Origin of the sequence: Streptomyces sp. NPDC006872 (genome assembly GCF_040635845.1) — a bacterium.
Lineage (GTDB): Bacteria > Actinomycetota > Actinomycetes > Streptomycetales > Streptomycetaceae > Streptomyces.
Map to the genome: position 1 here is coordinate 73,635 of NZ_JBEYIL010000029.1, position 24,554 is coordinate 98,188.

Below are 24,554 nucleotides of genomic sequence, written 5' to 3' on the forward strand. Positions count from 1 at the left end.
CCAACCGTTGGGCTGGTTCTCAGCAGCGGAATCCTCTCCGCTACGGGCCTCATCGCGGCGTGCCCGGCTCTGCTGGGTGGACGACATCCGGTGGCCGGGCTGCATCCTTTGGCCGAAGGTGATTGTGTGGCGCATCGACCAACCTCCCCTACCGTCAGAACCCGTCGGCTGTACGCACGCCGGAGCCGTCCGCCGACCAGCGCATCGCCGGGGGCGGCACGAAGGGCACGTGGCCTCGGTGAGGTCCTCGTGCCCTGGGCGACCGCCTTGTCGGCCCTCGCGGCCGCGATCGGCCTGTTCTTCAGCGCCACGGTGGCGTCGTCGAGCGTGGACGCGACGCGCAGGCAGTTGGACCAGGACGAGCGGCAGCAGGCCGGACGGGTCGGCTACTGGACCGAGCCGGCCGGCGAGCTCTCCGAGACGATCATCCTCGTGAACCGCTCGCTGGACCCGGTGACCAACGTCGAGCTGTGGTGGTACGCACCGAGCGCGAACATCGACCCGGCCAAGCACGAGGATGTCTTCATGGCCTTCTCGACCGTCCCGCCCTGCACCCGAATGATCTTCGATCACCGCGCCGTCGACGAATACCTTCTGAACAGTTTCGGAATCGAGCAGGGCGGGGCCCCACTCGAGGCGATCCAGTTCATCGACAGCGACGGACGGCAGTGGTTGCGCGACCCGACAGGGCTCCGTGCAGCGGAGAACGAAAGGGTGGATGGCCAGGACCTCGTTGATGATGCGCCTGCTCGTCAGGAGCCCGCCGAGCACTGTGACAAATGAGCACTGCCCGGCGGCGGCCGCCGTGGCCGTGAGCGGTACGGCGGCCGCGAGCAGCAGCGGTTCGGGCGCGCACCGTGTTCAGTTCCGGGGCGGGTGCGGCAGGACCAGGAACTGGGTGCCCGTGCCGCTGTGGTTGAGCCGGGCGGCCAGGAAGTCGGGCTCCGTCTTGACGAGCTGGAGCATCGTCTTCTTGATGAAGTCGGCCGGACGCTGGAGGGCGACGCGGTCCGCGTGGAAGTCGCTCAGATAGACGTAGTGGCGGCCGGTGGTGCCGTACATGCGCAGGCCCCACAGCCGGTCGCGCACGATCTTCGCGGCTTGGTCGTCGTCGGGCGCGGCCGGGATGCCCCGGTCCAGCGCGCGGCAGCCGGCCGCATGTGTGTTGGCGAGGTCGGCGGCCTCCTTCTCCGTCAGCTGGCTGCGGCTGCTGCTGGCTGCGCGGTAGGTGCAGCCGAGGCACGCGGCGGCGAAGAACGACGTCCCTCGGTCACCGTCGGCGGTGTAGACGAGGACGATCGCGCCCTCCCGTTCTCCGGCGGCGCCGCGGTAACGCTGGACGACGGTCGTGCCATCCGGCGTCCACGTCGCCGTGTCCAGTACGGCGGGACGGCGGGCGAACAGCGTGCTGAGCATGGGTGACTCTCCTTCGGGATCGTTAGTCAGGCAGCGAGCCGTACGGCCGGGGCCGGGATCATGACGGTGTCGGGGCTGGGCTCGAAGCCCTTTTCGCAGGCCTCGCACCGACCCTGGGTGTGCAGCGGGAGGCACGCGTAGTACCGCCTCAGGCATTCCGGGCACGTCTGCCTCGCCGCCATCGCCCGGTCCAAGGCCATCTCCTGGGCGAGGGTGGGCGTCCGTTTGGGAACCGCCAGGTCGACGCGGTACAGCCACGCCCACCGGTTCCCGCCCCGGCATATGAGCCGGGCGACTGGGGCATGGCCTCCGGGGCTCAGGCCCATCGCCCGTAACTGGCGGCGGGTGGCGAGCCCTTCCTTAGGGGCGGGCCCCTTCCCTCGTACTGCAGCGCGCACGGCCACTGCGCCGGGAGCCTGGTTATTGCCGAACTCCGGGAAGCCGCCGTCGTCGTAGAGGTCGACGTCGGCCAGGTCGTTTTCGGGCGGGCTGTCCATCACGCACTCCAGGCACCGGGCAGCGGGGCGGGGCGCTGCGGGTAGCGGGGGCCGGGGCCGGCCGATCCGGCGGCGCGGTCGGGGGATGAGCACGGGCTGTTCCTCCAGACGTCGGTGGGCAGCAAGCAGCGCGCCCCGCCGACGCGGGGTGGGGTGCGTCGGCGGGGCGCGGGTGGTGCTGGCGGCCGGTCGGCCTGTCCGGTCCTCGCCCACCGCGCCCAAGCGGGTGGGCGAGGACCAGACGGAGCGACCGGAGCTCGGGGGAGGTCAGCCGCAGGCGGGGCCGGTTGGCTGGGTGCTGCTCGCCCACCGGTCGGCCGGGTCGTGGCGGCGTTGGCCGGTGAGGAAGTCGAGCACGACCCACAGCCGCTCGCCCGGGGTCCCGTACTCGGGGGCGATGATCGAGACGTACGTGCCGGTGCTGACCTCGCAGAAAAGGTCTCGGTCCAGCCCTGGCCAGTGAATGGCCATGTACGCGCGGCTGATTCGTCCGCCGAACGCGGTCATGGCCTCGCCGTCGCGGGTGGTGGCGACGACGGGCTCCTCCTGGACACCGCCATCGGGGCGGTAGTCGTTGATCCGGACGGAAAGCCCGGCGGCGTACGCGGCGTCGACCAGGCGGTGGAACAGCTTCAGGTCGGTGACCACCAGCTCAACTGCGGCGCGCTGCTCCCACCACAAGCCCTCTGCGCGGGTGCCGACGAAGCCGTACTGGGACTGAGCGGTGACGTACCCGGCCCGGCACAGCGCGGCGAGTGTGGGCACCAGGTGCTCGGTCTCCTCGTCGGGACCGAATCTCGGCTGGTAGCCGGGGCGGAAGGCGATCTCGCCCTCGAGCCAGCGGGCCATCAGCTCGCCGAGGTCGGCGACCGTCTTCGCGGACTTCCAGCGGCGCCGGTCAGCGCGGCTCATCCAAGGGAGCTTCACGGTCAGCCCTTCACAATCATGCTGTCGGGGCAGCGACCGCCCATGTGGGCCACGCACTCCGGGCAGTCCTCGCGGGGACCGAGCCCCTTGTGCGCCTCGCGGGAGGCGTAGGCGTGGAACCAGCACTGCTGGCATTCGCCCTTCGGGGGGTTCAGGGCCATCTGGCTCGCCATCGTGTTCTCCGATCAGTGGGTGGCGGTGATGTTGTGCCGGTCGATCAGCGCTGCTGGCACTGGTGGACGTTGCCGGTCGTGTCTCCCACGTCGTCACTGGCCGGGACAGGACGGTGATCCGCCAGAACGGGGATCCGTCGTACGGAGCCGTGGGGCGAGGAGAAGGCGGAGGAACAGCTCGCGCCGGGGCAGTTCAGCCAGGGACGCGGCTCCAGCCAGATCCCGTGCTGGGAGCACGCGGTCGGGTGATGCGGTGCAGATGGAGAGGCGGCCGGGCGGCCTGTCCGGTCCTCGCCGGCCCCGCAGAGCGGGGCGGGCAAGGACCAGGCAAGGCGTCAGGTCAGCGGGCGGCGCGGTGTTCGGGTCAGCGCTGGAGCGGGTGGACGTCGTCGCCGGAGTCGTCGCCCGCCGGGGTGGGGGCGGGGAGCGTGGCGTGCAGGTGGAGCGCGGGGTTGAACTGGGGCTGGAACTGCGGCAGGTGGTTGTGGACGATGGGCTGCAGGGTCAGCCCGCGCAGGGCGAAGAAGCTGGCCAGCGCCCACATGAGGGCGGCCAGCCCTGTGGCGGCCGCGCGGCCCCCGGCCGGGGATGCCGACCAGACCATCGCCAGCGATACGCCGCCGAACAGCCCCCACGTGATGCGCGCACCGGAGTTGCGGAAGAAGCCGCCGATAAGGGAGAGCAGCCCGGTCAGCTGCCAGAACGCGTGCAGGGCGGCCGGGGCGACGGCGAGGTGCGCGGCCTGGTCGGCGAGGAACACCCGGACGGGGTGGTCGACCGTGCCCCACAGTCCGCCGCCGTCACCGGTGTTCGTGGCCGGGAGGGCGGACAGGCCCTTGAGTGTGGCGGAGGCGATGTCGCCGGCGGTGTCCACCATCATCACGATGAGGCTGAGCCCGCCGAGCAGCGCGGCCGCCTTGATCCAGTTGGCGACCCCGTGCCCGCCGTTGCGGGCCTGGACGACCTCTTCCCATCGCTGGTAGAGGAAGCCGCCCTCTTCCCAGGACGCCTTCCACGCGGCGCGCAGCCGAGCGAGCCGCCTGGTGCCGTGCTTGCCGTCCGGTTCGAGAGCTGGCGGCGTGGGTGGCGTTTGGCTGAGCACGTCGAGGAAGGACGGGTTGCCCTGGCCGTTGATCGGCTTGTCGTTGTGGGACATGGCGTGGCTACTCCTTCTGGTGGAGGGCGGTGGTGGCGGGTCAGCGGATCTCGTTGCGGGTGCGGGCGAAGAACGCCCCGCGCGTGGTGCTGTTGTTGTGGATCTCGGTGTGGTGGGTGACCGGACCCTCGAAGACGTTCTTGGTGACGGCCGCACGGGCCTTGCTGATCGCGCCGCCGATGGCGGTGGCGGCCATGGCCAGGCCCGCGAACGGCAGGGTGACCATGAGGACGCCGTTCAACGTGACGGAGGCCAGGCCCTGGAGCACGAGCCAGGCGCCGCAGCCGATGCCGGTGACGCCGGCGCCCACGCCGATCGAGGCCACCGCGATCCCGGCTGCCCAGGCCGGGACGATCCGCTTGTCGTCCTGCTTCACGGGCGGGGTGGTGCCGAAGGCCGGCGGCTCGGTGTCGTCGCGGAACGAGGTGGGGTGGTGGCGTACGGGCTTGCTCGCCCAGTCGTCGATCAGGCGGCGGGCTTCGGCCGCGGCCTCGGACTCGGGCATGCCGTGCTGGGTGTTCAGGGGGTCCATCGGGCTCTCTCCGATCACGCGGAAGGGGAGCGCCCTCCCGGCCGTCATGGCCGGGAGGGCGCGTGGGGGAGGGGATGCGCGACGGCGAAGGGCGCCGCCGGAGTCGTGTCCGGCGGCGCTCTTCGGCGGCGCGCAGCAGGTGAGTTGGGGCTGGCGGGTGGGTAGTCACCGCGCCTGCGCCCTGGGCATCCTCGAGCCAACAGGCGCGAGGAAGGGGATCTGGTGGAGTTCGTCTTCGATTGCGGATGGTGCGGCGGGGACAACTACTTCGTGGGCAAGCAGGTCGGCTTCTGGGTCGACAAGTGGGAGATCCCCTCGGAGTGGGACTGCCGCTTCTGCGACGAGCTCAACTACACCCCCGACCCGCCCTGGACAGAGGCGTAGTTCCCGGGTAAGCCGTGTGGGCGGCTGTGTCCGGTCAGAAGCTGGAGATCAGTCCGGCGAGCGAGGCGAGGCCGCTGTCGATGACCGGGGCCAGGCCGGTGGCTGCGAGGGTGAAGCCGAACAGGGTGCAGGCCAGCGCGGAGCCGACACGGACGTAGCCGCCCTTGAGCAGGACGAAGACGATGATGCCCAGCAGCACGGCGGCGGAGAGGGAAAGGGCCACGGCGGGTGGTGCTCCTTCGCGAGGGTCGGGGTGGGGCCGGCCGTGCTCGGGCAGGCCGGCCCCCGGGATGGATGGGGTGGGGAGCGGTCAGGTGTTGTTGAGGCTCTTGATGGCCTCCAGCGCCTGGCGGGGTGAGGTGACCTGCTCGGAACGGCTGCCGGAACCGCGCTTGCCACCGCTGCCCTTGCCGCCTCCCCCGCCGCGGCGGCGGGAGCGGCCTCCGCCGTCACCGTCGTCGTCCTCGTCGGGCTCAGGCCAGAACTCCCCGGGCCTCACGGGCTCGTTCCAGTCGAACCACAGGCCGCGCTTCTCCAGCTCGCTGATCTCGTAGTCGGTGAGCCGGTTGACCTCGCCGGGGAACAGGCTGGACAGGTCGGTGTCGAAGTCCGCGTACAGCGACCGCATGAGCACGGCGCGGCCGTTGTCGAGGACGATGACCGCGACGCCACCGGTGGAGACGCCGTTCTCCGGGTCGGCCTCGCCCTTGATGGCCCTCTCGATCGCGGAGCCTTCGCTGCGGGAGTAGCGGGCCGGGATGGTCGGCACGTCGTAGGCGTTCTCCATGGTGCCCTCCGCCGCCTTGCGGGTGGCGCCGGGCGAACCCATGTTGAAGATGACCGGGCGGCTGTTCTGCCGCAGGTTGTCCTTCATCTCCGTGGAGAACCCGTTGTGCGCGAACGGCGACTGGCCCGCCGGGTTGAAGCCGATGCCGTACTTCAGGCTGGTGACCGTGAGGTCCTCGCCGTCTTTCTGGATGAACTCGCCGAAGTCCCCGTCCTGAGCCGCGGTCATGAACTCATCCGCGTACACGTTCAGCTGCCGGTACGGGCAGCGCGGGTCGCCGGGCTTGTAGTCGTGCGGCTGACCGTCGTGCGGCCAGGGCATCTCCGCCCTGATCTCGCACAGCGCCTTTGACGCCCGCAGTTGCCGGGCCATCCACAGCGCGTTCGAGCCCTGCCGGTCGATGTACCGGCCGAGCGTGGTCGTCTTCTCGTCCTTGCGGACGGTAGACAGCCACACCACATGGCCGTCCAGGGACTGGGCGGCCATGTTGATCGCGAAGTACTGCGTCTTGCCGGAGCGGGACACCCCGAGGGTGAGGCCGTGGGCCGCGGCGTTCTTGTCGTGCTGGTACACCATGGTCTTCACCGGCTGGCCGGTGATGGTGAACCCGCACACGTACATGCCCTTGGCGTCCGGGGTGAGCAGCTCGCGGGTGGCGGGGAAGATCGCGCTGAGCGGCGGGGTGTCGAACGCGCTGATCAGGAACTCGGCGCCGTCGATGAGGACGAACACGCAGGAGTCGTCCTCGGGCAGGCTCAGCGCGCGGCAGACCTTGGCCAGGTCGATGCGCGGGGTCTCGGTGGAGTCCGCCATCTTCGCCCGGTAGAACGTCACCCCGCGTTCGTCGTCGCGGGTCTTGTGGACCAGCTCGGAGCCGGGTGCGCCGCCCTTGGGGCCGCCGACCCGGTCCGTCCAGCGCTCCTGCGCGGTCGGCTTGGTGCGGCGGCGCTGGTTGGCGTCGGGGGTGATCCTGGCCTCCATCCAGCCCGGCCCGCCCTGCCGGCCGGGCTGGATCGCGACCTCCGCCAGGACGACATCGCTGGAAGGCACAGCGAACGGGGCGGCGACCGTGGCCTCCGTGAGACCGGTGATCGGCCGCCCGGTCTCCGAGGCCCGCAGCAGAATCGTCATGTCGTGCCGCATACCGGGGTGCCGGGTGGCCTTGACGACGTGCGTGCGGCCGGGCATCCCGGCGTTCTCCCACATCATCCGCACCTCGCGGGTGAGCAGGTCGGCGCCGTCGTGCTGCGGCTCCGGGGACGGCTCCGCGGCTTCGGCCACCTGCATCTGCGGGGCCGGGGCCGCGACGGCGGGGCGGTGGCGGCGGCGGGCGTGCCGGGAGAACGGCATCACCAGGTAGCCGGCCGCCGCCCATCCGGCGTCGAGCAGTCCGTCCATCCCGTAGGGGCCGAAGCCGGTGGTGTGCCCGGCGGCAACGTCGACGGCGGCGGCCAGGACCAGCGGGGACCAGCGCAGGATCTTGCGTCCGGCGCCGGGCTCGTCGCTCTTCCAGGCCAGGAACCAGCCTCCGAGTCCCGCGGCGCCGGCCAGCTGCACGACCTGGTTGACAGGGCTGTCGGGATAGATGTTCGGAGCCACGGCCAGCACGGGCGCGGCGAGGGTGTAGGCGAGGCGTTCGAGCGCGACACTGCGCGGCGTGGTCACCGGCTTCTCCTTCGGCGAATGAGCACGGGCGGCCCCGCAGATCGCGGGGCCGCCCGTGGCGGGGGGGGTGGGGGAGTGAGGGTCAGCGGTTGAAGAAGCCCGGCTTAGGCGTCTTCTCGCGCCGGTTGGAGCGGATGTCGTCCAGCGCGCCGTAGAGCCGGGAGTGGGTGCGCTTGGTCTCGTGGGTGAGGTCGGCGGTCTCCTGCGCGGTGTCGTGCAGCTTCTTGACCTGCGCCCCGGCGCCTCCGAGGGCGGCACCGACGTTGCTGGTCAGCTCCACGAACTTCGGGTCGAGTTCGGCGTTGGCGACGTCGCGGGCCGCGTCCTCGGCCCGCTTGGCGTTCCGCTTGACGCTGCGCACGAGCTCCTCGAGGCCGAGCCCGGCGTCGTCGAGCGCGCGCCCGAGGGCGTCGAGCTTGGCCTGGACTGCCTTGTAGCGGTTGTCGCCGTCGGCCGGCGCGGGTACCGCGCCGCTAGGGCGGGGTGCGAGATCGCTGCTCATCAGCGGGTTTCCTCCCTGTTCCTAGTCGTGGTGGGCGGCGGCCGACACGTACTTCAGGCCCGCGTCTTCCTTCGCAGCCATGTCCTGGCCGTACACGCGGGCGACCATCGAGGCCGCGAGCTTGGCGGCCTCCAGGGCCAGGCCGCACTCGGTCGCGCACCGTTCGGCCTGCTGCTTCATGCGGGCCGCGGCGTCGGCCAGGTCCGAGATCAGCTCGGTGACCTCGGTGGTGACGTTGTGGTCGCCGATCAGGTCGGTGGCCATGTCCCGCAGGGCGTCGGCGACCTTGTCCAGGGCCTCCGCGACGGCTTCGGCCCGCTCCTGGTCGGCGGCGGCCTGGATGGCGATGTTCGCCATCTCGATCAGGTACTCGTCGAGCGTGATGTCCGTACGGTGCTGGGCGCTGAGGCCGCCCGCGCCGGGCGGCCTGCTGACCTCCGCGCTGCTCACGCTGCTCCCTTCGGTGCTGGTGGGTCGGCTGCTGGTGGGCGGGCGGCCGGCGACGGGCTGATCGCTCTCGCCGGGTGCGTCGTTCGCGTCCGGCCGACTGGTGCCGGGGCGCTTGATGACCCCCCGCCTGGCGCGCGGTTGCCTGGGTGCGCGAGGCAGGCCGGCGCGGCGGGCGGCGTACCAGCCGAACGGGTCGCCCTCGTCGTCGACAATCACCGCGTCCGGGATGTCCTCGCTGGTGTCCGGCTTCAGGTCGGGACGGTTCGGGCGGCCGTCGGCCCACTCGGGCGTGGGCGGCGTACGGTCCCGGTCGAACGGACTGCCCGGGTCCCTGCGCGGGCCGCGGCGACGTTTCCCGCGCCAGCGGAAGTCGTGACGCCCGCCCCGCCAGAACCAGCCGTTGCTGTCCCAGCCTGTGTCCGTCCAGTCGTCCTCGTCTGCTCCAGGGCCGCCGGGCGACCCTGGGAAATCCTCCCCGGCCTTGTCTGCGCTGCTGGGACGCTTCGGGTCGCCCGTGCCTTCAGAGGCCCCGCCAGAGTCCTTCCCGGCTCGTTCCTTTGAGGCTTCCTCTCCGGCGTCTGAGTGCCTGGGCTCCTTCTTCCTCTCACTCTTTCCTTCGGTGCCCTTGGCGTCCTTGGCGCCTCCAGTCTCGTGCTCTCCCTCCTCTTCCCCGTTGCTGCCGACGTCCTTGCCACCGGCGCTGTCGGGGCCCTTGCCCTTGGCGTCCTTGTCCTTGCCGGCCTTGCCGTCCTTCGCGTCGGCGCGGCGCTTGTCGAAACGGCGCTGGGCTTCCTCCGCGACGGCCTGGCCCAAGGTGGTGCGGCCCGGCTCGGCCGACGCTGTGGATTCCCGCTTCGCCTTCCGCGCCGCGTCCCGCTCCTGCCGCTTCGCGCGGCGGTCGTCCCAGGCCTGATGCCGGTTGGCGCGGGCCTGGTCGCGGTCCTTGGACCGGTCGGCGATGCCGGTGGAGTGCCCGGCGCTGCGCCGTTCCTGCCGGGCGGCCTGCCGGGCCTTGGCGCGCTCCTGGCGGCCGCGGGCCCGCTCGGCACGGGCGTTGGAGGCAGGGCCGTTCTGGCCCCGGCTGCCGTCGGCCTTCGAGCCGCCGGGGCCCGTCTGGGAGCCATTCGAACCCCCCGGCGACCCGTTGCGCCCGGAACCGCCTGCACGGCTGCCAGAGGACCGGTCAGAGCCCTTCGCGCCGCCCTTGCCGCCTCCGCTGCCCCCGGACGATCCGGACCCCGAACGCCCGGCGCTGCCGCCGGAGTTGAAGCCGCGCGCCCCGGGCCCTTTCGGTCCGGAACCCGAGTCGTTGCGGGACGAACCACTGCCGCCGCCGCTGCCGCCACCGCCGCCGGCCTTCGAACGGCCCTTGTCCGCCCCCAGGCCGGAGCCCGGCGACTTCATGCGGTCGGCGTCGGCCTTTCCTCGTGCCGCCGCCTTGTCGCCCTTCGCTTTCATCATCGCGGCGTGGAGCTTTCCGTTCTGCTCCATCATCGCGACTTCCTGCGCGGTGCGACCCTCCAGCAGCGCAGCCTTACGCGCTATTTCAGCCTCACGGAAAGGCGATTCACTTTCATGATTTGCCCGCGCCATTTCCAGCCGGAATTCCAACCACTCACCGAGACGGTCAGCAAGGGAACGAGGCTGCTCGTATTCACCTCCCTCGCATTCACCTTCGCCTTCTCCGGTTTCCGGTGCCGTAATTCCGTCCGAGCGCAGGGCCGCCGCCGGGTCCGGAGCTGCCGGAATCGGCGGCAGTTCCATCGTCGCCTCTTCCGGCGACTCCGGCGGCGCCGGGGGAATGTCCTCCGGCGGCGGAATCGTGTCGGCGTAATCCGCGATCGGCGGTGGCACGTACGAGGATTCACCGCTCCAGGGTCCGCGGACCAGGATCCCGTTCGGATCGTCGACGTCGGACACGGTGCACCTCCCTCCTGGGACTTGACAGAGCGTGGGGTCTTGTGTGCACGCGTATGCACGAGCACGTGTGCACGCTTTACACGCGCGAGGCCCCGCCGGAGCCCGGCGAGGCCTTCGCTGGTGACGTTCAGTGACGCGGGGGGTGCTTCGCCACGACCTGCTCCGCGTACTGCAGGAGGTCGTTCCAGATCCGCGCGTCGCCCTCCGCGCGCTGGTCCATCGCCGTGATGAACAGGCGGCAGGTCAGCGCGAATCCGGAGTAGACGTCGCCACGACCGGCTTTGACGTCCTTGGCGATTCGAGATCGTGCCAGTCGGAGCCAGAATTCCATCAGCCCCGCCTCGCCGCGAGATTCGCGGGCTTTGTCCGCCTCTTCCTTCAGCCAGTTCCTGCGCCGTTCGATCGAGCGTTCGGCGCTGCTGAGAGGGCGGTTCACGCCGACTCCCGGTTACCCAGGTCGTAAATCGACATAGGGACACTGTAGCTGGAATTCCGACTCTGTGCACCCTGCTGCGTCTGGTTGGGCGCAGCCTGCAGCGGCTGCGGGTTCTTCTTCTGCTGCCTTTCCAGTTCCTTTTCCTTCCGGGTGCGGACCGTATTTACAACGGCCTCATCATGGGCGCGTCGCTTATAGGCGGTCTTTTCCAGGCCGTCGGTGAGGTCGTTCAGGTTCTTGAGAACCTGCCCGAGGGCCTTTTCGACGGGCATCGCGCGCAGCCGCGCCTGGTACCAGCGGTCGCCCTCCACGTGCGTCTTGCGCAGGTGAACGCGGGTCTCGATCGCCAGGGTCTCCAGGTTCTTGCCGATGTCCAGCAGGACCCGCTGAACGTCGGCCAGGTACCGGGCGGTTGCCTCCGGGCTCTGCGCGACGTCGCGCAGAGGTGCGTGATTCGGGTCGTTGTCGCTGTTCACGGCCGGGATTCCTCCTGGTGTACTTGGGGATCTGGGACTGCTTCCGGCAGTCGCAGTGAGGGCCAGCCCACTTCCGATGGGCTGGCCCTCACTGGTGTGTGCCGGACGGCGGATCAGGTCAGGTACTTGTCTGCGTCCGACGGGCGCAGCAGGCCGGCTTCCTTGAGCAGCCGCACCGCTCGGTTCTGGTTCACGCCGAGCTGGGTGCGGGCGCGCGAGACGTTGACGTAGCCGTCGTCCTCGCGCGGGAGTCCTAGTACGGCGGGCAGCAGTTCGGCGTCCGTACGGGCTGGAGTGGGCGTACTGGTACGCCCGGCGCTGTCCGTACCGCTGGTACGCGGGCGCCTGTTGGCCGTACTGGTACGGGCTGCGGGAGTCCCGTTCGCCGGGGCCGTACGAGCGGTGACCGTAGTAGTACGCGTCCCGGCGTCGTACGCCGCCGCGCTGGTACGGCCGGAGTGCTCCGTACCAGTACGCAGCGCCCCGGAAGGGGCAGCCTGTACACCGCTTGTACGGTCGCTGTACGCGCTGGTCACGCCCGCATTCGCTCCCGCCGGGGCGGGGGTGCGCGAGGCGTCGCGTACAGGTTCCGTACGAGCCGCGCCAGAGGCCGTACGGGCGGGCGTCGTACCGGCTGCCGCACCGTACGAGCCTGTGCCGGACGGGGTGGTACGCGCGCGCTGTGTACCAGTCGGGCTGTCCGTACGAGCGGCCGTACTGGTACGTCCGTCCGTACCGGTCGCCGTGTCCGTACCATCGTGGCCGTCCGTACCGGCGTCGTGCATGAGGGAGTGGACGCGCCAGATGACGGCCACGAAGATCAGCACGACGAAGGTGGTCAGCGGCCACGGCGCCGACTCGCCCTCCTTGACGATGTGGGCCTGCTCGGACAGGTGGTACGTGACGTTCGCCGACGCCATCAGCAGCAGCGCCGCCGGAATGTCCCGCTTGGCGCGGAACGCAGTCACGCAGTACACGTCGATGGACACCGGCAGCAGCGGAGCGACGTACGGGTTGATCCCGACCATGGTGGCCAGTTCGTACTCGCCGGAGGCGGCGAGCCCGACGCCGGCGGCCAGCGCGATCCACGGCGCGGTCTTCCACGCCTTGCGACCGAGCCGCTGCTGCCAGCCCCGGAACTTGGAGTTGGCCTTCTTGGCCTCCCGGGCCTCTTCCAGCATCCGGCGGGCGCTGGCCTCGGCAGCCTGCGCCCGCTCGATCGTGCCCTTGGCCTTCTTCTCCGCCTCCCCGGTGATACGCGCGGCCTCCTTCTCCGCCGCCTCCCGCAGCTGAGCGGCGACGGTTGCGGCCTCGCGCCGCAGACGCTCGCGCTGTTCCTCCAAAGCCTTGCGCAGGCTGGCGAGCTCGGCGTCCAGAGCGGCGCGCTTGTCCGCCGCCTCCTTATCGAACGCCTCGCCCATCGTGCGCAGCTGCTCGCGCAGTTCGGCGCGAGCCCGCTCCGTCCCGGCATGGGCGTCGGTGACGGCCGTCTCCGCCTCGCGCCGACGGGCGTCGGCAGCGGCGACCGCGTCGGTGTAGAGCTTCTCGCCCTCCGCCCGGCGGGCGTCGTAGGCGGCCGCCGCCGAAGCGGCCAGCTCGCTGTAGCGCTCGTGGGCCTGGTCGACCTCGCGCTGGGCGGTGGCCCGCAGCTGGTCGGCCTGCTCCTGGGCACGGGCAATGATCGCGGCGGCCTCCGCACGACGTGCCGTGACCAGTTCGCCGATCTCCGCCAGGTCGGCCTCCGCCGTACGGCGCATCTCGGCAATCGCCGCCCGGGCCGACTCGTGGTCCGCGGACGTCTGCTGGGTCAGCTGGACAACCTGGGCACGGGCGTCGCTCAGGAGGCTCCCAGCACGGTCGCGGGCCTCGGACAGGAGCCGGTCGGCCTCGCCGCTCGCGGTCTCCACCGTCTCCTTGGCCTGCGCGCGCTGGGCGCTCGCCTCCTGGCCGGCGTCGGCGGTGATGCCCGCAGCACGCGTGCGCGCCTCGGACAGCATCGCCGTGACCTGCTCGTGGGCAGCGGCGACGGTCCGTGCGGCCTGGCCTTCGGCCTCCGCCTGGAGGGCGTCGGCTTCCTCACGGGCGAGATCGACGATGTCGGCGGCCCGGTCCCGCAGGTCCGCGGTGCGCGACTCCTGCACGGCCTGGTCGGTCACCTCGGTCACGGCCGAGACGGGAACGGCGGTGGCGGAGGCGGCAGTCGTCGGAGTCGGCTTCTTCCGGGCGGTGGGCCTCTTACGGGGTCGTTGGGCGGCCACGCCGCCTCCTTCCGGTAGGAGCCGCCCTGCTGGAGGGCGGCATCGGGGTTGGTGAGGTCAAGACACACGCCGTCACCGGCAGGCTGTTCCCGGGCCGGGACGTGCGGAAAGACCGACCGCCCGCTGCGCGGGCGTCCGGCCGGTGAGGGCGCTGTGGGGCGGGCAGCAACTTCCGTTCCGCTCCCGGCAGACGGGAGGGGCGCGGTCAGACCGCCGTGAGCCGACGCGGGGCGATAACCCGGCCGTCGGGGAGCAGCTCGCCGGTGTCCTCGAAGAGAAGGACCCCGTTGCAGAGCAGGCTCCAGCCCTGCTCCGGGTGGCTGGCCACGACGCGGGCGGCCTCCGCCGCCGGGCTGGAAGCCGACGGGCAGTGCGGCGTGTGCGTGCACAACGAGTCCGGCAGCCGGGTGGTGCCGGCGTCGGTCGTCTCGGTGTCGAGCGGGGTAGTCGTCGTGCCCATCAGGGCCTCCCTGGGCTGTCGGTCCGGGCTGTCCGGCTCCCCGTCACCGCCCGTCCCGGCCGCCAAGGTGCAGCGGTCGGTGCGGGCGGATCAGGCAGCCGCCAGACCAGATTCAGGAAGCGTTGCGGGCCTGGCGGGCGGCACGGCGCTTGATGCGGCGGCGATCGCCCTCGGACATGCCGCCCGACACGCCGTGCGTCTGACCGGTCTCCAGCGTCCAGGCCGCGCACGACTCCAGCACGGGGCACCTGCGGCACACCGCTTTGGCCTCATCGATCTGAAGGAGCGCCGCGCCGGTGTTGCCGATGGGGAAGAACAGCTCGGGGTCCTCCTGGCCGCAAGCGCCCTGGGCCCGCCAGTTGCTGTTGACCGGAAGGTCGGCGGCGGGAGCTTGGGCGGCGCGCGTCGCCTGGAGGGTGGTTACGATGACGGAGCGGTGCATATGGGGCCTCCCATAGGTCCGTTGCGTACGAGACAGCCCCAGGGCGGCCACCCTGGGGCTGTTCGCGTGGTGCGGCGGCCAGACGGCCGGAGCGGGGTGACATCCCGACGCTCTCCGCCGGCCCCGCCCGGCAAGGGGCGGAGACGACGGGCAATGCCGGAGGTCAGCGGCGCTGCTGCTTCTGCCGGGCCTGGTAGGCGTCCTGGAGCCGGGCGAAACGCTCATGGACCGGCGCCCCGGCCACGCACTCCTGACCGTCCTGGCAGGCCACACAGTTGCTGGTGTGCTCGGTGGAGTCCTCGAACGCCTTCATGTAGCGGACGAACAGGCCATCCGTCGGCGACTTGGTCATCGGCGGTTGTTCTCCGACCGCTTGTTCTGCTCCGCGTTCTTCCGCGAGAGCTCCGCGCGCTCCTCATCGGTGAGCCTCGTGATCGTGTCCATCACTTGCCTCCCCGCGCCCGGCGCAGTGCCTCATCCATGTCAGGGTCCGAGTCGGTGTTGCCGAGCGGGCGTGCGATGCTGACCTGCATCAGGTCCTCCAGTCAGGTCCTGGACAGCCCCGGGGGTCTCAAGTCGCCGGGGCTGTCGCGTTCACTCCCCGGTGGGAAGTTGGCTGGTCGTACGAACAGCCACGGTCCCGGCCACCCCAGTTCGCGGAGTGGCCGGGACCGTGGTCGATCGTCTCGGTGTGCGGGTCAGGCGGCTGACGTAGCCGACTTCCCCTGCGCGTACCGCTTGCCCAGTTCGGCCTGGCGCCGGTCGTGCGCCTCCATGTGCTGCGGTGCCAACGGAAGCTGGGGGCCGCGGAACTCGGAGATCGTGTCGGCCTGCCGGATCCGGCAGGAGTTGTTGGCCTCTTCGACCGTCGTACCGCTGCGCTTGGCCATGGCCGTCTTCGCGTCGCCCGTAGCCTCGTGGTGCTTGGCCCACTCGGCTGCGGTGTTCTTCGCGACGGCCGCGATGTAGGAGCGGTCGAATCGGGATCGCTCGCGGTCCAGGACCTTGCGCTGCTCATAGACCGTGGCGAGTTTGGCCCCGGCGGCGCAACGCTGGCTGCCGGTGCAGCGTCCCGGCGTGCTGCTGGCCTGGCACTTCTTGAAGTGCTCCCGGTAAGCGGCGAGGGCGAGCTGTGCGGTGGGCGCCAACTTGGCGACGGGCTTAGCCGGGGCCGGGAGCGGCTTGTAGTGCTGGCGGGCGGAGCGGCGGCCGGTCGCCGTACTGTCGGCGGCGAGCATCGCCTCGCTCCACGCCTCGACGGTGATGTCGAGCTGGACGACCTGGTTGCTGCCGGCGCAGCGCTCGTGCTTCTTGCCGGGGGCGACCTTGTCGCTGTGGCAGTGCTCGCGAATCACGAGCTTCGTGTCGCCCATCAACCGCCGCCAGGTGCGGCAGTCGGGGCAGACGAGGGACTTGACCTCGCCCTCACGGACGTTGATCTCCTGAGGGTCGATCTTGCTGAGCAGCATCGGCTCGCGGCGGTTGTCGCGCTTGGTGCGGGTCCGACCTGGACGCTTCCGGTTCTTCGCCATCACGTTCCTTTCGGCAGGTGAAGCGAGTGCTGCCCTCTCTGCCGCGCCAGGCCGGCCTTGCGGCCGAAGCTCCTGGCGGACAGACAGCACAACTTCGCTGTTCAGGGGTGGTTCGGTTGGAGCTATTCGGTACAGGAGCCGCCGACCGGGGGAGCGCGGGCTCAACCCCATTGCCGCCGCCCCGAAGGACGGTGACTCCTGCTGTTTGCGTGCAACCAACCTCGTTAACGAGCTCGGCTAGGGCTCTAGTAGACTCATCCTCGTTAGCGATGTCAAGAAGTTTCGTTAACGAGGTAGTCTCGCCGCGCGACTTCCGCGCGGATCAAGGCGTCCCTCCGATGCCTCGATAGCCAGCAGCCGTAGGATCGCTAACGAGGTAGGGAGACGAATGGCGAGCGAGGCTGGCCCGCAGCGGCCGAAGTATCAGCGGATTGCCGACGACTTGAAGGCGGCGATTGAGTCGGGCCGGTACGGCCCCGGAGACCGCCTGCCTGGCGAGTCGGCTCTGGCTGAGCAGTACGGCGTCGCCGTGCTGACCGCTCGCCAGGCTCTGAAAATCCTTCGGGTCGAGGGGCTGGTCGAGACGAAAAAGGGGGCTGGTGCCCGCGTCCTTTCGTTCCGCCCGATCCGCCGTCACGGCATCCAGCGTTTGGCGCGCGCACAGTGGGGCACGGGCAGGTCGATCTGGTCCGCTGACGAGGAACGGCCCGTAACGATCGATGTCCGCGTCGACGCCGTCGTGGCACCGGATCACATCGCGCGCATGCTCGATCTCGAAGACGGCGTAACTGTGTGCGCCCGCTCGCGGCGCTTCGTCCTGGACGAGCGGCCCGTAATGCTCGCAACCTCTTACCTGCCGTTTGAGCTGGTCGACGGCACCGCCATCACTCGCGTCGACACCGGGGAGGGTGGCACCTACGCCCGTCTCTCGGAGATCGGCCATGCGCCGGCCCATTTCCGAGAGGAGATCCGCTGCCGCCTTCCCACGGCTGAAGAAGCCGAAAGCCTCGAGGTGCCCCTGGGGCGACCAGTGATCAAGCTCTGCCGTACAGCTTTCGATTCCGACGGCCGTGCGGTCGAGGTGAACGAAATGACGCTCGACAGCGCCGCGTACGTCCTGGACTACGCGTTCGACGCCTGAGTGTTCCAACTCACGCACTGGGACCCCCTGACAGCTCGTCTTGTGGGGGCCATCACACCGGCCGGAGCGGCGCTGCAAAATCACAGCCGCTTGTCGAAGCCTGTGCACGGGCTCGTTCACACGTTTTCAACATCCGCGTACACACGGGATTTCGGGCTCTAGCCATAGGGTCCGGGGTCATGGCGACTACGGAGGCAAGCGGCGTGGGGAAGCATCTGGGGTGGAGGCCCGAGCGGCTGCGGGAGCAGCGGGAGGCTCACGGGCTGACGCTTGAGCAAGCTGGTGAGCGGCTTCGGGCGCTCGCTGAGGAGGCCAAGCTCAAGGGGATCCCAGCGGCGAATCCGCAGACTCTGTGGCAGCACGAACAGGGTGAGGTCTACCCGGGACCGCACTACCGCCGGGCGTACTGCCTGCTGTACCGGGCTACCGACCCTGAGCTGGGCTTCCGCAACGCCCTGCCCGGCGAGGACACCCAGTTCAAGCTGACCCCGATGAACGATCAGCGCAACGGCTCGCACGTCCTGGCCGTGGAGCGCGCCCTGTTGCAGATAGGGGGTACCGCTGAGGCGGATCCTCTCGGGCTTCAGCAGCGGATCCTGGACGCCTGGAAGCGTCGTCACACCGGTGGCGACCCGCACCGCCCGTCGGTGGTGCTGGTCGGCGGGTTCGCCGGCAGCGGGAAGACGGAGTTCGCTCGCTTCCTCACCCAGCTCACCGGCTGGCCGCTGCTGGACAAGGATCCGCTGACCCGGCCTCTCGTGGAGCAGCTGCTGGTCGCGCTCGGAGGCGACGCGAACGACCGGCATACCGATCTGTATCGCGAGCATGTGCGGCCGGTGGAGTACGACTGCCTGATGCAGGCCGCCTACGCCAACATCAACTGCGGGATCAGCACAGTGCTGACTGCGCCATTCATCGGGGAGATGACTTCCGAGGCGTGGATGAACCGGTTGATCAACAAGTGCAGCGCTCTGGGTGTGGATGTATCGCCGGTCTGGGTGCAGTGCGATTCGGAGTCCATGCGGGAGTACATCAGCTTCCGATCGGCAGCGCGCGATGCCTGGAAACTCCAACGCTGGGATGAGTACATGTCGACCGTCAACCTGGAGCTGCGCCCGGTCGTGCCGCACCTCGTCGTCGACAACAGGCTGGGCACAGCGATTTCGCTGGCTGACCAGGCTCGGCACGCCCTCCGGGCAGTGCACGGATGAGCCGCAAGAAGCTGGGTGTCCTCCTATACGGTCCACCGGCAGCCGGGAAGGACACGGTCACTCGCGCCCTTGCGAAACTCGAATCCCGCTACGGTCAGTTCGCGCGGCTGAAGGCTGGCTCGGGCAAGAGCGGCGGCTACCGGATGGGCACGACTGCGCAGCTGCGGGAGCTGGAAGCAGCTGGCGATGTCATCTATGCGAACTCGCGGTACGGCAACACGTACGTCATCGACCGGCAGGGCTTGGACGCCGCGTTCGCGGCCGGGGTTCCAGTCGTGCATCTCGGTCAGATCGATGGCATCCGCGCCCTGGTGGAGGGCTTTCCGGCCGACTGGGTGCGGGTGCTGCTGTGGTGTTCTCAGGAGGAGACCGCGCAACGGTCCATCGCCCGCGGTGACAGCGACACCACGGCGCGCCTTGCGGCCTGGGAGGCGACCCGCGAGGACATGGACACGCACCCGGACCTGGTCTGGGATCTCCGGGTGGACACCACAGCGACGCCGCCGGAGGAAGCAGCCGGGCTCATCGACCGGCTGGTGGCTGGGCGCTCCGGAGCATTGCCTGCTCCGGGCGATCAGAGGGGACACGCATGACCGAACAGGTGTACGTCATTGGCTCGCCCGGCTCGCGCATAGTGAAGATCGGGCGCAGCACAGCTCCCGAGAAGCGCCTCTGGACTATCCAGGTGGGCTCTCCAGTGCGTCTGGCGCTGTTGGCAACGTTTGAGGGCGGGCGTGTTCTGGAGGAGGCGCTGCACTGTTACTTCGGCGCTTACCAGAAGCGCGGCGAGTGGTTCGAGTTGGGTAACGACCCGATAGAAGAAGTACGCGCTGCAGTGGCTCTTGGTGTTTCACGGCTGCGTGCACAGCGCCCTACCGACCCCCATACAGCACAGTTCGGTGGCGTGAACTGGCACGATCGGTTCCCTCTGCGCGTCACCGCTGTTCTCTCGGCATACGGGGTCGCTCTGTCGCCCGGCTCTGACGAGGACGTGTTCCATCAGTGCGATGCCAGCAGTGGCTGTGTCGATTGCCGCACAGGGCGTCTCGTCCATCTATGCGACCCCGACTTCGTCGTGCATGAGACGAGTTGGGAAGGTCGCCCCTGGGCTGAGCGCTTTCCGGAGGTTCGGACGGCATGACCATGGGCTACGGCTGGGCGAGCTGGTTGAGGGCGTCGGTGAGTGTGAGCTCGCCGTCGTCTTTGGAGTCGTTCCACCGTGCCAGCGTCGACGCCGCCGCACGCAGCATCTCTGGAGGAAGGCCGGCGGCCGCAAGCGTGTCGGCTGCTTCCTCCAGCTCGGGCCCCCAGCGCCAGGCGCGCGCCGCCGTCTTGGCGATGTATTCCGGCTCGGAGAGGTACGAGTCGGTGCGCCGTGAGGCGACGTCGATGAGTTCTTGGTCGACGCCGTGCTCGCGTGCCAACCCCACCGAGAGCGCCACCAGCACGCGGCTCGTCTTCTGGAACGAGGCGTACGCCAGCTTCAGCGCGGATGCCTGGCCCACGTCGGTGCCCAGCACCTTGGTCAGGACGTTGGTGCCCACGAAGACCTCCTCCACACAGGCCGTCGCGCCGGCTGGCCCGGACAGGTACAGCGTTGGCGTCTTGCCTCGCACTGGCGGGGAGCCGACGACGCCGCCGTCCACGACGGTCGCTGTCGCTTCGAGCAATCGCGCGATCCGTACAGATCGTTCGGGGTTGATGGCGTTCGCCTCGACATACACGCCCTCGAACCGGTGCGCCGCGACCTCGCGGGCAAGGTCCTCGGCTGCAGCAGGCGGGCAGAGGCTGATGACCATGTCGCTCCGGTCGAGCAGCTCCTGCAGCGTGGGCACCGGCTCCAGGCCGAACCGCTCGGCTCGAGCGATGCTCGCCGGGCTGCGCCCGTCTGTGCACCACAGGACGGCGGCCGCGTTGGGCGCGGCGCAGGCAGCGACGGCGACTCCCATGCTGCCGGGGTGGAGCATGCCGACGGTGGGCTGGGTGAGCATGGCGCTACTCCGTCTCGTTGAGCAGGATGGCGATGGCGTCGGTGACGTCGCCGACGGTGTGGTCCGCAGCGGCAAGGCCGTTGGGCCAGGGACGGCCGCGCAGCCAGATGGTGTGCAGGCTGGCTTGGTGGCCGCCGCCGATGTCGCCAGCCGGGTTGTCGCCGATCATCCAGCCACCGTGTGCAAGGCTCGCGCCGCAGCGGGAGGCAGCGAGTTCGAAGAGGCGCCGGTCGGGCTTGCGAATCTCCTGGTCGCCGGAGGCGGCAACGCCGTCGATCAGGTCGCTGATGCCGGTCGCGGCAAGCTTGGCGCGCTGGATCTCGGAGGCGCCGTTGGTGGCGATGCCGATCGTCCATCCCGTGTCCCGGAGTCGGGCCAGGCCCGTGAGAACAGCTGGACGGCACGAGACCGCGGCCGCCATCAGGTCGACGTACTCGTGCCACAGTTCCGCGGCTGGCTCGTACAGGCCGAAGACAGCGCACAGCTGGGCGAAGTCACTCGCGTTCGCTCGGTCTGCCAGCCGGGCAAGCAGCCACTGTTCGACGGTGGGATTGAAACCGTGGAGTCGACACAGGGCGGTCACGGCACCGGTCACCGCCGACTGCCGGTCCACCAGCGTGCCGTCGAGGTCGAAGAGGGCCAGTCGTTGCTGCACGAAGGTGACCCTATCCGCGACGCGGCATCGCCTCCGATTGGACGTGCCTTCGGCGGGCTTGAGCCGGGCCGCATCCCGCCGCACGGGACGCGCGGGCATCAAGAAGACCGCCGGGCGGGATTTGCAGATCAGCCTGTTCAAAGGGCTTTTGATGTGCGATCAGATTGTGCTCGAATCAAGGGAACTCGCCTGTTCACCAGGGCGTTCCTGCACCTGGAGGTGCTTCATTTCGCGAAGGACGTGGGGCCTTTGACGGGCCGACATCAAGCGTGGGGCCGTGCGACACGTGAGCCCCTGGGGCCCGTATCGGAGAGGCAGGGGAGTATCGTGTCCCCGAGCTTGATCAATAAAAAAATGGCCCCCACGACCTTCAGCAAGTCGAGGGGGCGAGCCGAAGGACTTTGTGGAAGGAGTCCAACGGCCAGCCGACCACCCGTCCTTTTCAGCGAGTCCAAGGTGATCGACATGATCCAGGGTACCCGTACCCTGCCCCAGACACACAGCGCCCCGCCGTGGTGCCAGCAGCGCATGAGCGACCGCTGGCCCTTCGGCGGGGCGTTTGTGCTGCGCACAGCCGTCAGTCCCCCGGTTGAGGGGAGCGGTGTGAGTTAGTCGAGAGGCGGCGTCGCCGCCGGGGACCAGCCCCCAGGTGATTCGCAGTCACCTCGGCTGGCACCCCATCTGCCACCGGAGAGCTTCGCAGGCCCTCCGAAGGGATCGCCCGACCGGTTCGCACCCGGCCGAACGGTTCAACTCCTGGTTCTCACCGAACCACGAAGCACCACTAGGGGCTTCGTCGTACCCACCTTCATAGAAGGAGGACGTCGTCATTCTGCACGACCGCGCGGGCTTTCGCCAGCCCGCTCATGCCTGTTTCATGCGCTTTTGCGCGCCCGCAACGTCCGGTCTGGCTCAATCTCACAGACCGATTCGCCCGGTACATCCCGCTGTTCAGGATGCCTTTCCGATCTCGCGCCCGTCCGATGTCACACGGGACTCGATCGCAACACCCCTAGAAGGTGTGCACCTCTCTTTCCCGGCTCCCGTCGCGCCCGCGTCCGGAACCGTCATCCATAGGCCTGCTGCAGCTCGCCGGAATCTATCCACAGGTGACCTGGTCCATGGTCGCCGGATGGATCATGTCCTGACGTCCTTCCGGGGTGCCTGGTGAGCGCGGTGGCGGCGCCGGCCGCCGCGATCAACGGTGTGCCGCGTCGTCGGCTGCGGTCGGTGCCCGTCCAGGCCGGCCCGGTGCCGGTGCGTGGTCCGGCGCATCCGCTCGCGTTGGGGCGGGATGCCCGTGCCCGGCTGGGTGGTGCGGTGTGCATGCTGCTGGACGTCCCCGGACTGGACGGCATGTCGGACGCGGTCCGTCTCGCGGTGATTGTGCTGGCGTCGCGTACGCCGTCGGAGTCGGGTGTGGTGGAGATCCGTACGCCGGAGCTGGGGCGGTGGCTGGGGCTGTCGGCGTCGTACGTCGCCTCGGACGTGGTGCCGGCGTTGCGACGCTCGGGCGTCGTCGACGTCGCCACGGCGGAGGGCGAGTTCGGCCAGGACGGCGGGCTGGAGTGCAAGGTGCTGCCGATGTGGGCCGTGCACGGCACGGTCGGACACCCGCTGGCCCTGGCTAAGAAGGAGCTCGCGACGCTGCTGCGGCTGCTGGAGGCCGTGATGGCGCCGGGCTGGGTACACCGGGACGGATCGGTGACTCCGGCCGGCCTGCTCGGGTCACGTACGGGCCGGGCGGCTGCGACGGATCGGCTGGCGCTGTTGCTGCTGGTGCTGGAGGCGCGGGAGAACGGTCGGGTGCGGCAGTGCGGCGGCACGGTGGACACCCGGCGCGGCCGGGCGGCGGCGACGGTGGCCCGGCTGCTGGGCTGCACTGCGTCGGCGGGTGAGCGGGTGCTGGAGCGTCTGGAGGACCGCGACTTGGTGGTGCGGGTCCGTGTGCGGACCGCGTCGAAGCTGCGTCACCGGACGCGGCTGGTGGTGCCGACGGTCGCTGCCGCACACGGCCGGGATGGGATCGCCGACGCCCAGGAGGACCGTCTGGAAGCTGCCGAGCCCGAGTTTTCAAACCCCGCGCTTGCAGTAGGGGGTAGTGAGGCCTCCGAGTCGGAAACAGATCCGCAGGTCAACGGTGTGCAGGTGGCGGACGAGGCTGGTGTGACAGACCCCGCGCTTGCGGCAACCCTTCACACTGATCACCCTCCTGTGGGTACTTCCGTCTCTTCTCTCTCGCTCTCTGGCGGGTTTTCCGGCGAAGGCCGTCATGGGGAAGGCCGTCGGCCGGAGTACGCAAGCGAGCGCGAGGGCCAGGCCGTGGATGCCGACGCTCTCGACGGGCTGTGCCTGGTCGACGGCGAGGACGGCCCGCTGCGCGGGGAACAGCCGAAGAAGTCCCCGTCGTCGAGCAGCGAGATGGGCGGCCGCGGGCCGGTGCCAGGCCTGCCGGTGCGGGTCGTGGACGGTGCAGGTCAGGGCAGGCAGCAGCGGGGGAGGGTGGTCCTGCCGGCGGATGACCTGCGGGTGATCTTGGAGCCGGTGCGGCTGGTCTGGGCGCGTCTGGAGCGTCCCGCCTCCCGCCGCCTGGTGGAAGCCGCCGCCCGCTCCGAGCTGGCCACGGTGAGCGGGTTCGTCGGCCGGATCGACGCGCCGCAGGTCCTCGCCGACCGGCTCGCCCGACGCCTGGCCGATCAGCTGCGCCTCGGTGGCCCGATCCAGGACCCGGTGGGCTGGCTGATCGGCAAGGGTCTGCCGCAGCGGCAGGAATGCGGTGAGCGGCTGTGCGACGACCGCATGCTGCTCGACTCGGGCCGGGATTGCCCGCGGTGCGAAGAGCGGCGGGCTGGCAGCCGTGCGCAGCGTCACGCGGTCGCGGCCGCCGTCGACAACGCGATGCCGTACGCCTCCGAGGCGGAGCGCCGTACGACGATCGATCGGCAGCTGCACGAGACCGTGACCGCCCGGGCGTGGGCCCGCGAGCACGAGTGGGAGCAGGTCAGGGCCCGGCAGGTGGTAGCCAAGGCCCGCGCCGCAGCCGCGCATCCTGCCCACGATGGGCTGCCCGCCCCTCGTCCGGCCCCCGCCGTGCCCGCACCGCAGCCGGCAGCCGACGACGTCGACCAGGACCTGGTCCTCGAGGACCTGACCCGCGAGCAGGTCCTGGACTGGCGCACCCGCGCGGCCCGCGACCACCAGGTCGTCTTCGACCACATCGACCGGTACGGCGAGCACTCCGCACAGAGGCTGTTCACCAGGGCCTTCGTCGCGGACGTGCAGCGCCTGTCCCGCCTCGGGCACCTGAACCTCGGCTACACCACCTGGGAGCGGTCATGAGCGGCGAGCTGTCGGGCGTCGACCTGGCCCGGGTCGCGCTGCGCGCCGCGCTGGAGACGGCACGCAAGAACGGCGGCAACACCCGTACGTCGAAGCTGAAGCCCCGGACGACGTCGGTGGTCCGGCGCGACGGCCGCGAGCCGATGGGACTCGGTGCGGCGATCGGCGCCCTGGTGACCTAGCGGGCCTGGGAGCTCCCGGCCG

27 protein-coding genes are annotated in these 24,554 nt (G+C 70.1%); 8 read left to right on the forward strand and 19 right to left on the reverse strand.

The annotated features are described in order from the left end of the window. Nucleotides 1-249 precede the first annotated feature (249 nt). Nucleotides 250-783, forward strand: coding sequence for a hypothetical protein (locus ABZ725_RS48585; protein WP_358808794.1), 534 nt, complete (start codon nt 250-252; stop codon nt 781-783). Nucleotides 784-861: 78 nt separating this feature from the next. On the opposite strand, the gene ABZ725_RS48590 is transcribed toward ABZ725_RS48585, so the two are convergent. From ABZ725_RS48590 to ABZ725_RS48615, 6 genes are all read right to left on the reverse strand, one after another. Further along, nucleotides 862-1,416: a hypothetical protein gene (locus tag ABZ725_RS48590; RefSeq protein WP_358808795.1), complete on the reverse strand. Its 555-nt coding sequence runs from the start codon at nt 1,414-1,416 to the stop codon at nt 862-864. A gap of 26 nt (nt 1,417-1,442) precedes the next feature. After that, complete coding sequence (locus tag ABZ725_RS48595) at nt 1,443-1,913, reverse strand: RRQRL motif-containing zinc-binding protein (RefSeq protein ID WP_358808796.1); 471 nt, start codon at nt 1,911-1,913, stop codon at nt 1,443-1,445. A 267-nt stretch (nt 1,914-2,180) separates the two neighbouring features. Beyond that, nucleotides 2,181-2,825 carry a hypothetical protein gene (locus ABZ725_RS48600; RefSeq protein WP_358808797.1) on the reverse strand — a complete coding sequence of 215 codons (645 nt, stop codon included), beginning with the start codon at nt 2,823-2,825 and terminating at the stop codon, nt 2,181-2,183. Nucleotides 2,826-2,842: 17 nt separating this feature from the next. Next, a complete protein-coding gene (locus ABZ725_RS48605; RefSeq protein WP_358808798.1) occupies nt 2,843-3,013 on the reverse strand; it encodes a pRL2-8 in 171 nt (56 codons plus the stop codon). 364 nt (nt 3,014-3,377) lie between these two features. Continuing rightward, the gene (locus ABZ725_RS48610) at nt 3,378-4,169 is read right to left on the reverse strand and encodes a hypothetical protein (RefSeq protein ID WP_358808799.1); all 792 of its coding nucleotides are present in this window, start codon (nt 4,167-4,169) and stop codon (nt 3,378-3,380) included. Nucleotides 4,170-4,209: 40 nt separating this feature from the next. Next, entirely contained in the window at nt 4,210-4,701 is a 492-nt protein-coding gene (locus ABZ725_RS48615) for a hypothetical protein (RefSeq protein ID WP_358808800.1), read from the reverse strand. A 222-nt stretch (nt 4,702-4,923) separates the two neighbouring features. Here ABZ725_RS48615 and ABZ725_RS48620 point away from each other — a divergent pair, with 222 nt between their 5' ends. Next, entirely contained in the window at nt 4,924-5,085 is a 162-nt protein-coding gene (locus tag ABZ725_RS48620) for a hypothetical protein (RefSeq protein WP_358808801.1), read from the forward strand. A 34-nt stretch (nt 5,086-5,119) separates the two neighbouring features. Here the strand turns inward: ABZ725_RS48620 and ABZ725_RS48625 are convergent, their stop codons facing one another. The 11 genes from ABZ725_RS48625 to ABZ725_RS48675 form a co-directional block, all read right to left on the reverse strand. Beyond that, a complete protein-coding gene (locus tag ABZ725_RS48625) occupies nt 5,120-5,308 on the reverse strand; it encodes a hypothetical protein (protein WP_358808802.1) in 189 nt (62 codons plus the stop codon). A gap of 87 nt (nt 5,309-5,395) precedes the next feature. Beyond that, nucleotides 5,396-7,537, reverse strand: coding sequence for a chromosome segregation protein ParM (locus ABZ725_RS48630; RefSeq protein WP_358808803.1), 2,142 nt, complete (start codon nt 7,535-7,537; stop codon nt 5,396-5,398). 82 nt (nt 7,538-7,619) lie between these two features. Beyond that, on the reverse strand, nt 7,620-8,039 hold the full coding sequence (locus tag ABZ725_RS48635) for a conjugal transfer protein TraB (protein ID WP_358808804.1): 420 nt from the start codon (nt 8,037-8,039) through the stop codon (nt 7,620-7,622). Nucleotides 8,040-8,060: 21 nt separating this feature from the next. Then, a complete protein-coding gene (locus ABZ725_RS48640; RefSeq protein ID WP_358808805.1) occupies nt 8,061-10,409 on the reverse strand; it encodes an ATP/GTP-binding protein in 2,349 nt (782 codons plus the stop codon). Between the two features lie 127 nt (nt 10,410-10,536). Then, nucleotides 10,537-10,845 carry a hypothetical protein gene (locus ABZ725_RS48645; protein WP_358808806.1) on the reverse strand — a complete coding sequence of 103 codons (309 nt, stop codon included), beginning with the start codon at nt 10,843-10,845 and terminating at the stop codon, nt 10,537-10,539. After that, complete coding sequence (locus ABZ725_RS48650) at nt 10,842-11,321, reverse strand: hypothetical protein (protein ID WP_358808807.1); 480 nt, start codon at nt 11,319-11,321, stop codon at nt 10,842-10,844. The genes ABZ725_RS48645 and ABZ725_RS48650 overlap by 4 nt, the downstream gene beginning before the upstream one ends. Before the next feature lie 113 nt (nt 11,322-11,434). After that, entirely contained in the window at nt 11,435-13,579 is a 2,145-nt protein-coding gene (locus tag ABZ725_RS48655) for a hypothetical protein (RefSeq protein ID WP_358808808.1), read from the reverse strand. 205 nt (nt 13,580-13,784) lie between these two features. Then, on the reverse strand, nt 13,785-13,970 hold the full coding sequence (locus ABZ725_RS48660; protein ID WP_358808830.1) for a DUF5999 family protein: 186 nt from the start codon (nt 13,968-13,970) through the stop codon (nt 13,785-13,787). A gap of 181 nt (nt 13,971-14,151) precedes the next feature. After that, nucleotides 14,152-14,481, reverse strand: a complete 330-nt coding sequence (locus ABZ725_RS48665) for a WhiB family transcriptional regulator (protein WP_358808809.1) — start codon at nt 14,479-14,481, stop codon at nt 14,152-14,154. A gap of 163 nt (nt 14,482-14,644) precedes the next feature. Next, a complete protein-coding gene (locus ABZ725_RS48670) occupies nt 14,645-14,833 on the reverse strand; it encodes a hypothetical protein (protein WP_358808810.1) in 189 nt (62 codons plus the stop codon). A 346-nt stretch (nt 14,834-15,179) separates the two neighbouring features. Further along, complete coding sequence (locus ABZ725_RS48675) at nt 15,180-16,013, reverse strand: hypothetical protein (RefSeq protein WP_358808811.1); 834 nt, start codon at nt 16,011-16,013, stop codon at nt 15,180-15,182. A gap of 388 nt (nt 16,014-16,401) precedes the next feature. On the opposite strand from ABZ725_RS48675, the gene ABZ725_RS48680 reads away from it, so the two are divergent. The 4 genes from ABZ725_RS48680 (at nt 16,402) to ABZ725_RS48695 (ending at nt 19,506) form a co-directional block, all read left to right on the forward strand. Then, nucleotides 16,402-17,154 (forward strand): GntR family transcriptional regulator, encoded by a 753-nt coding sequence (locus ABZ725_RS48680; protein WP_358808812.1) that lies wholly within the window; start codon nt 16,402-16,404, stop codon nt 17,152-17,154. 203 nt (nt 17,155-17,357) lie between these two features. Next, nucleotides 17,358-18,365 carry an AAA family ATPase gene (locus tag ABZ725_RS48685; RefSeq protein ID WP_358808813.1) on the forward strand — a complete coding sequence of 336 codons (1,008 nt, stop codon included), beginning with the start codon at nt 17,358-17,360 and terminating at the stop codon, nt 18,363-18,365. Continuing rightward, entirely contained in the window at nt 18,362-18,958 is a 597-nt protein-coding gene (locus tag ABZ725_RS48690; RefSeq protein ID WP_358808814.1) for an AAA family ATPase, read from the forward strand. Before ABZ725_RS48685 ends, ABZ725_RS48690 begins: the two co-directional genes overlap by 4 nt. After that, nucleotides 18,955-19,506, forward strand: coding sequence for a GIY-YIG nuclease family protein (locus ABZ725_RS48695; RefSeq protein ID WP_358808815.1), 552 nt, complete (start codon nt 18,955-18,957; stop codon nt 19,504-19,506). The genes ABZ725_RS48690 and ABZ725_RS48695 overlap by 4 nt, the downstream gene beginning before the upstream one ends. Before the next feature lie 7 nt (nt 19,507-19,513). Here the strand turns inward: ABZ725_RS48695 and ABZ725_RS48700 are convergent, their stop codons facing one another. Beyond that, nucleotides 19,514-20,356, reverse strand: a complete 843-nt coding sequence (locus ABZ725_RS48700; RefSeq protein WP_358808816.1) for a DUF1932 domain-containing protein — start codon at nt 20,354-20,356, stop codon at nt 19,514-19,516. A 4-nt stretch (nt 20,357-20,360) separates the two neighbouring features. Continuing rightward, on the reverse strand, nt 20,361-21,152 hold the full coding sequence (locus tag ABZ725_RS48705; protein ID WP_358808817.1) for an HAD family hydrolase: 792 nt from the start codon (nt 21,150-21,152) through the stop codon (nt 20,361-20,363). Between the two features lie 1,026 nt (nt 21,153-22,178). On the opposite strand from ABZ725_RS48705, the gene ABZ725_RS48710 reads away from it, so the two are divergent. After that, nucleotides 22,179-24,350, forward strand: coding sequence for a hypothetical protein (locus ABZ725_RS48710; protein WP_358808818.1), 2,172 nt, complete (start codon nt 22,179-22,181; stop codon nt 24,348-24,350). Further along, the gene (locus ABZ725_RS48715) at nt 24,347-24,532 is read left to right on the forward strand and encodes a hypothetical protein (RefSeq protein ID WP_358808819.1); all 186 of its coding nucleotides are present in this window, start codon (nt 24,347-24,349) and stop codon (nt 24,530-24,532) included. The genes ABZ725_RS48710 and ABZ725_RS48715 overlap by 4 nt, the downstream gene beginning before the upstream one ends. Nucleotides 24,533-24,554: the final 22 nt, after the last annotated feature.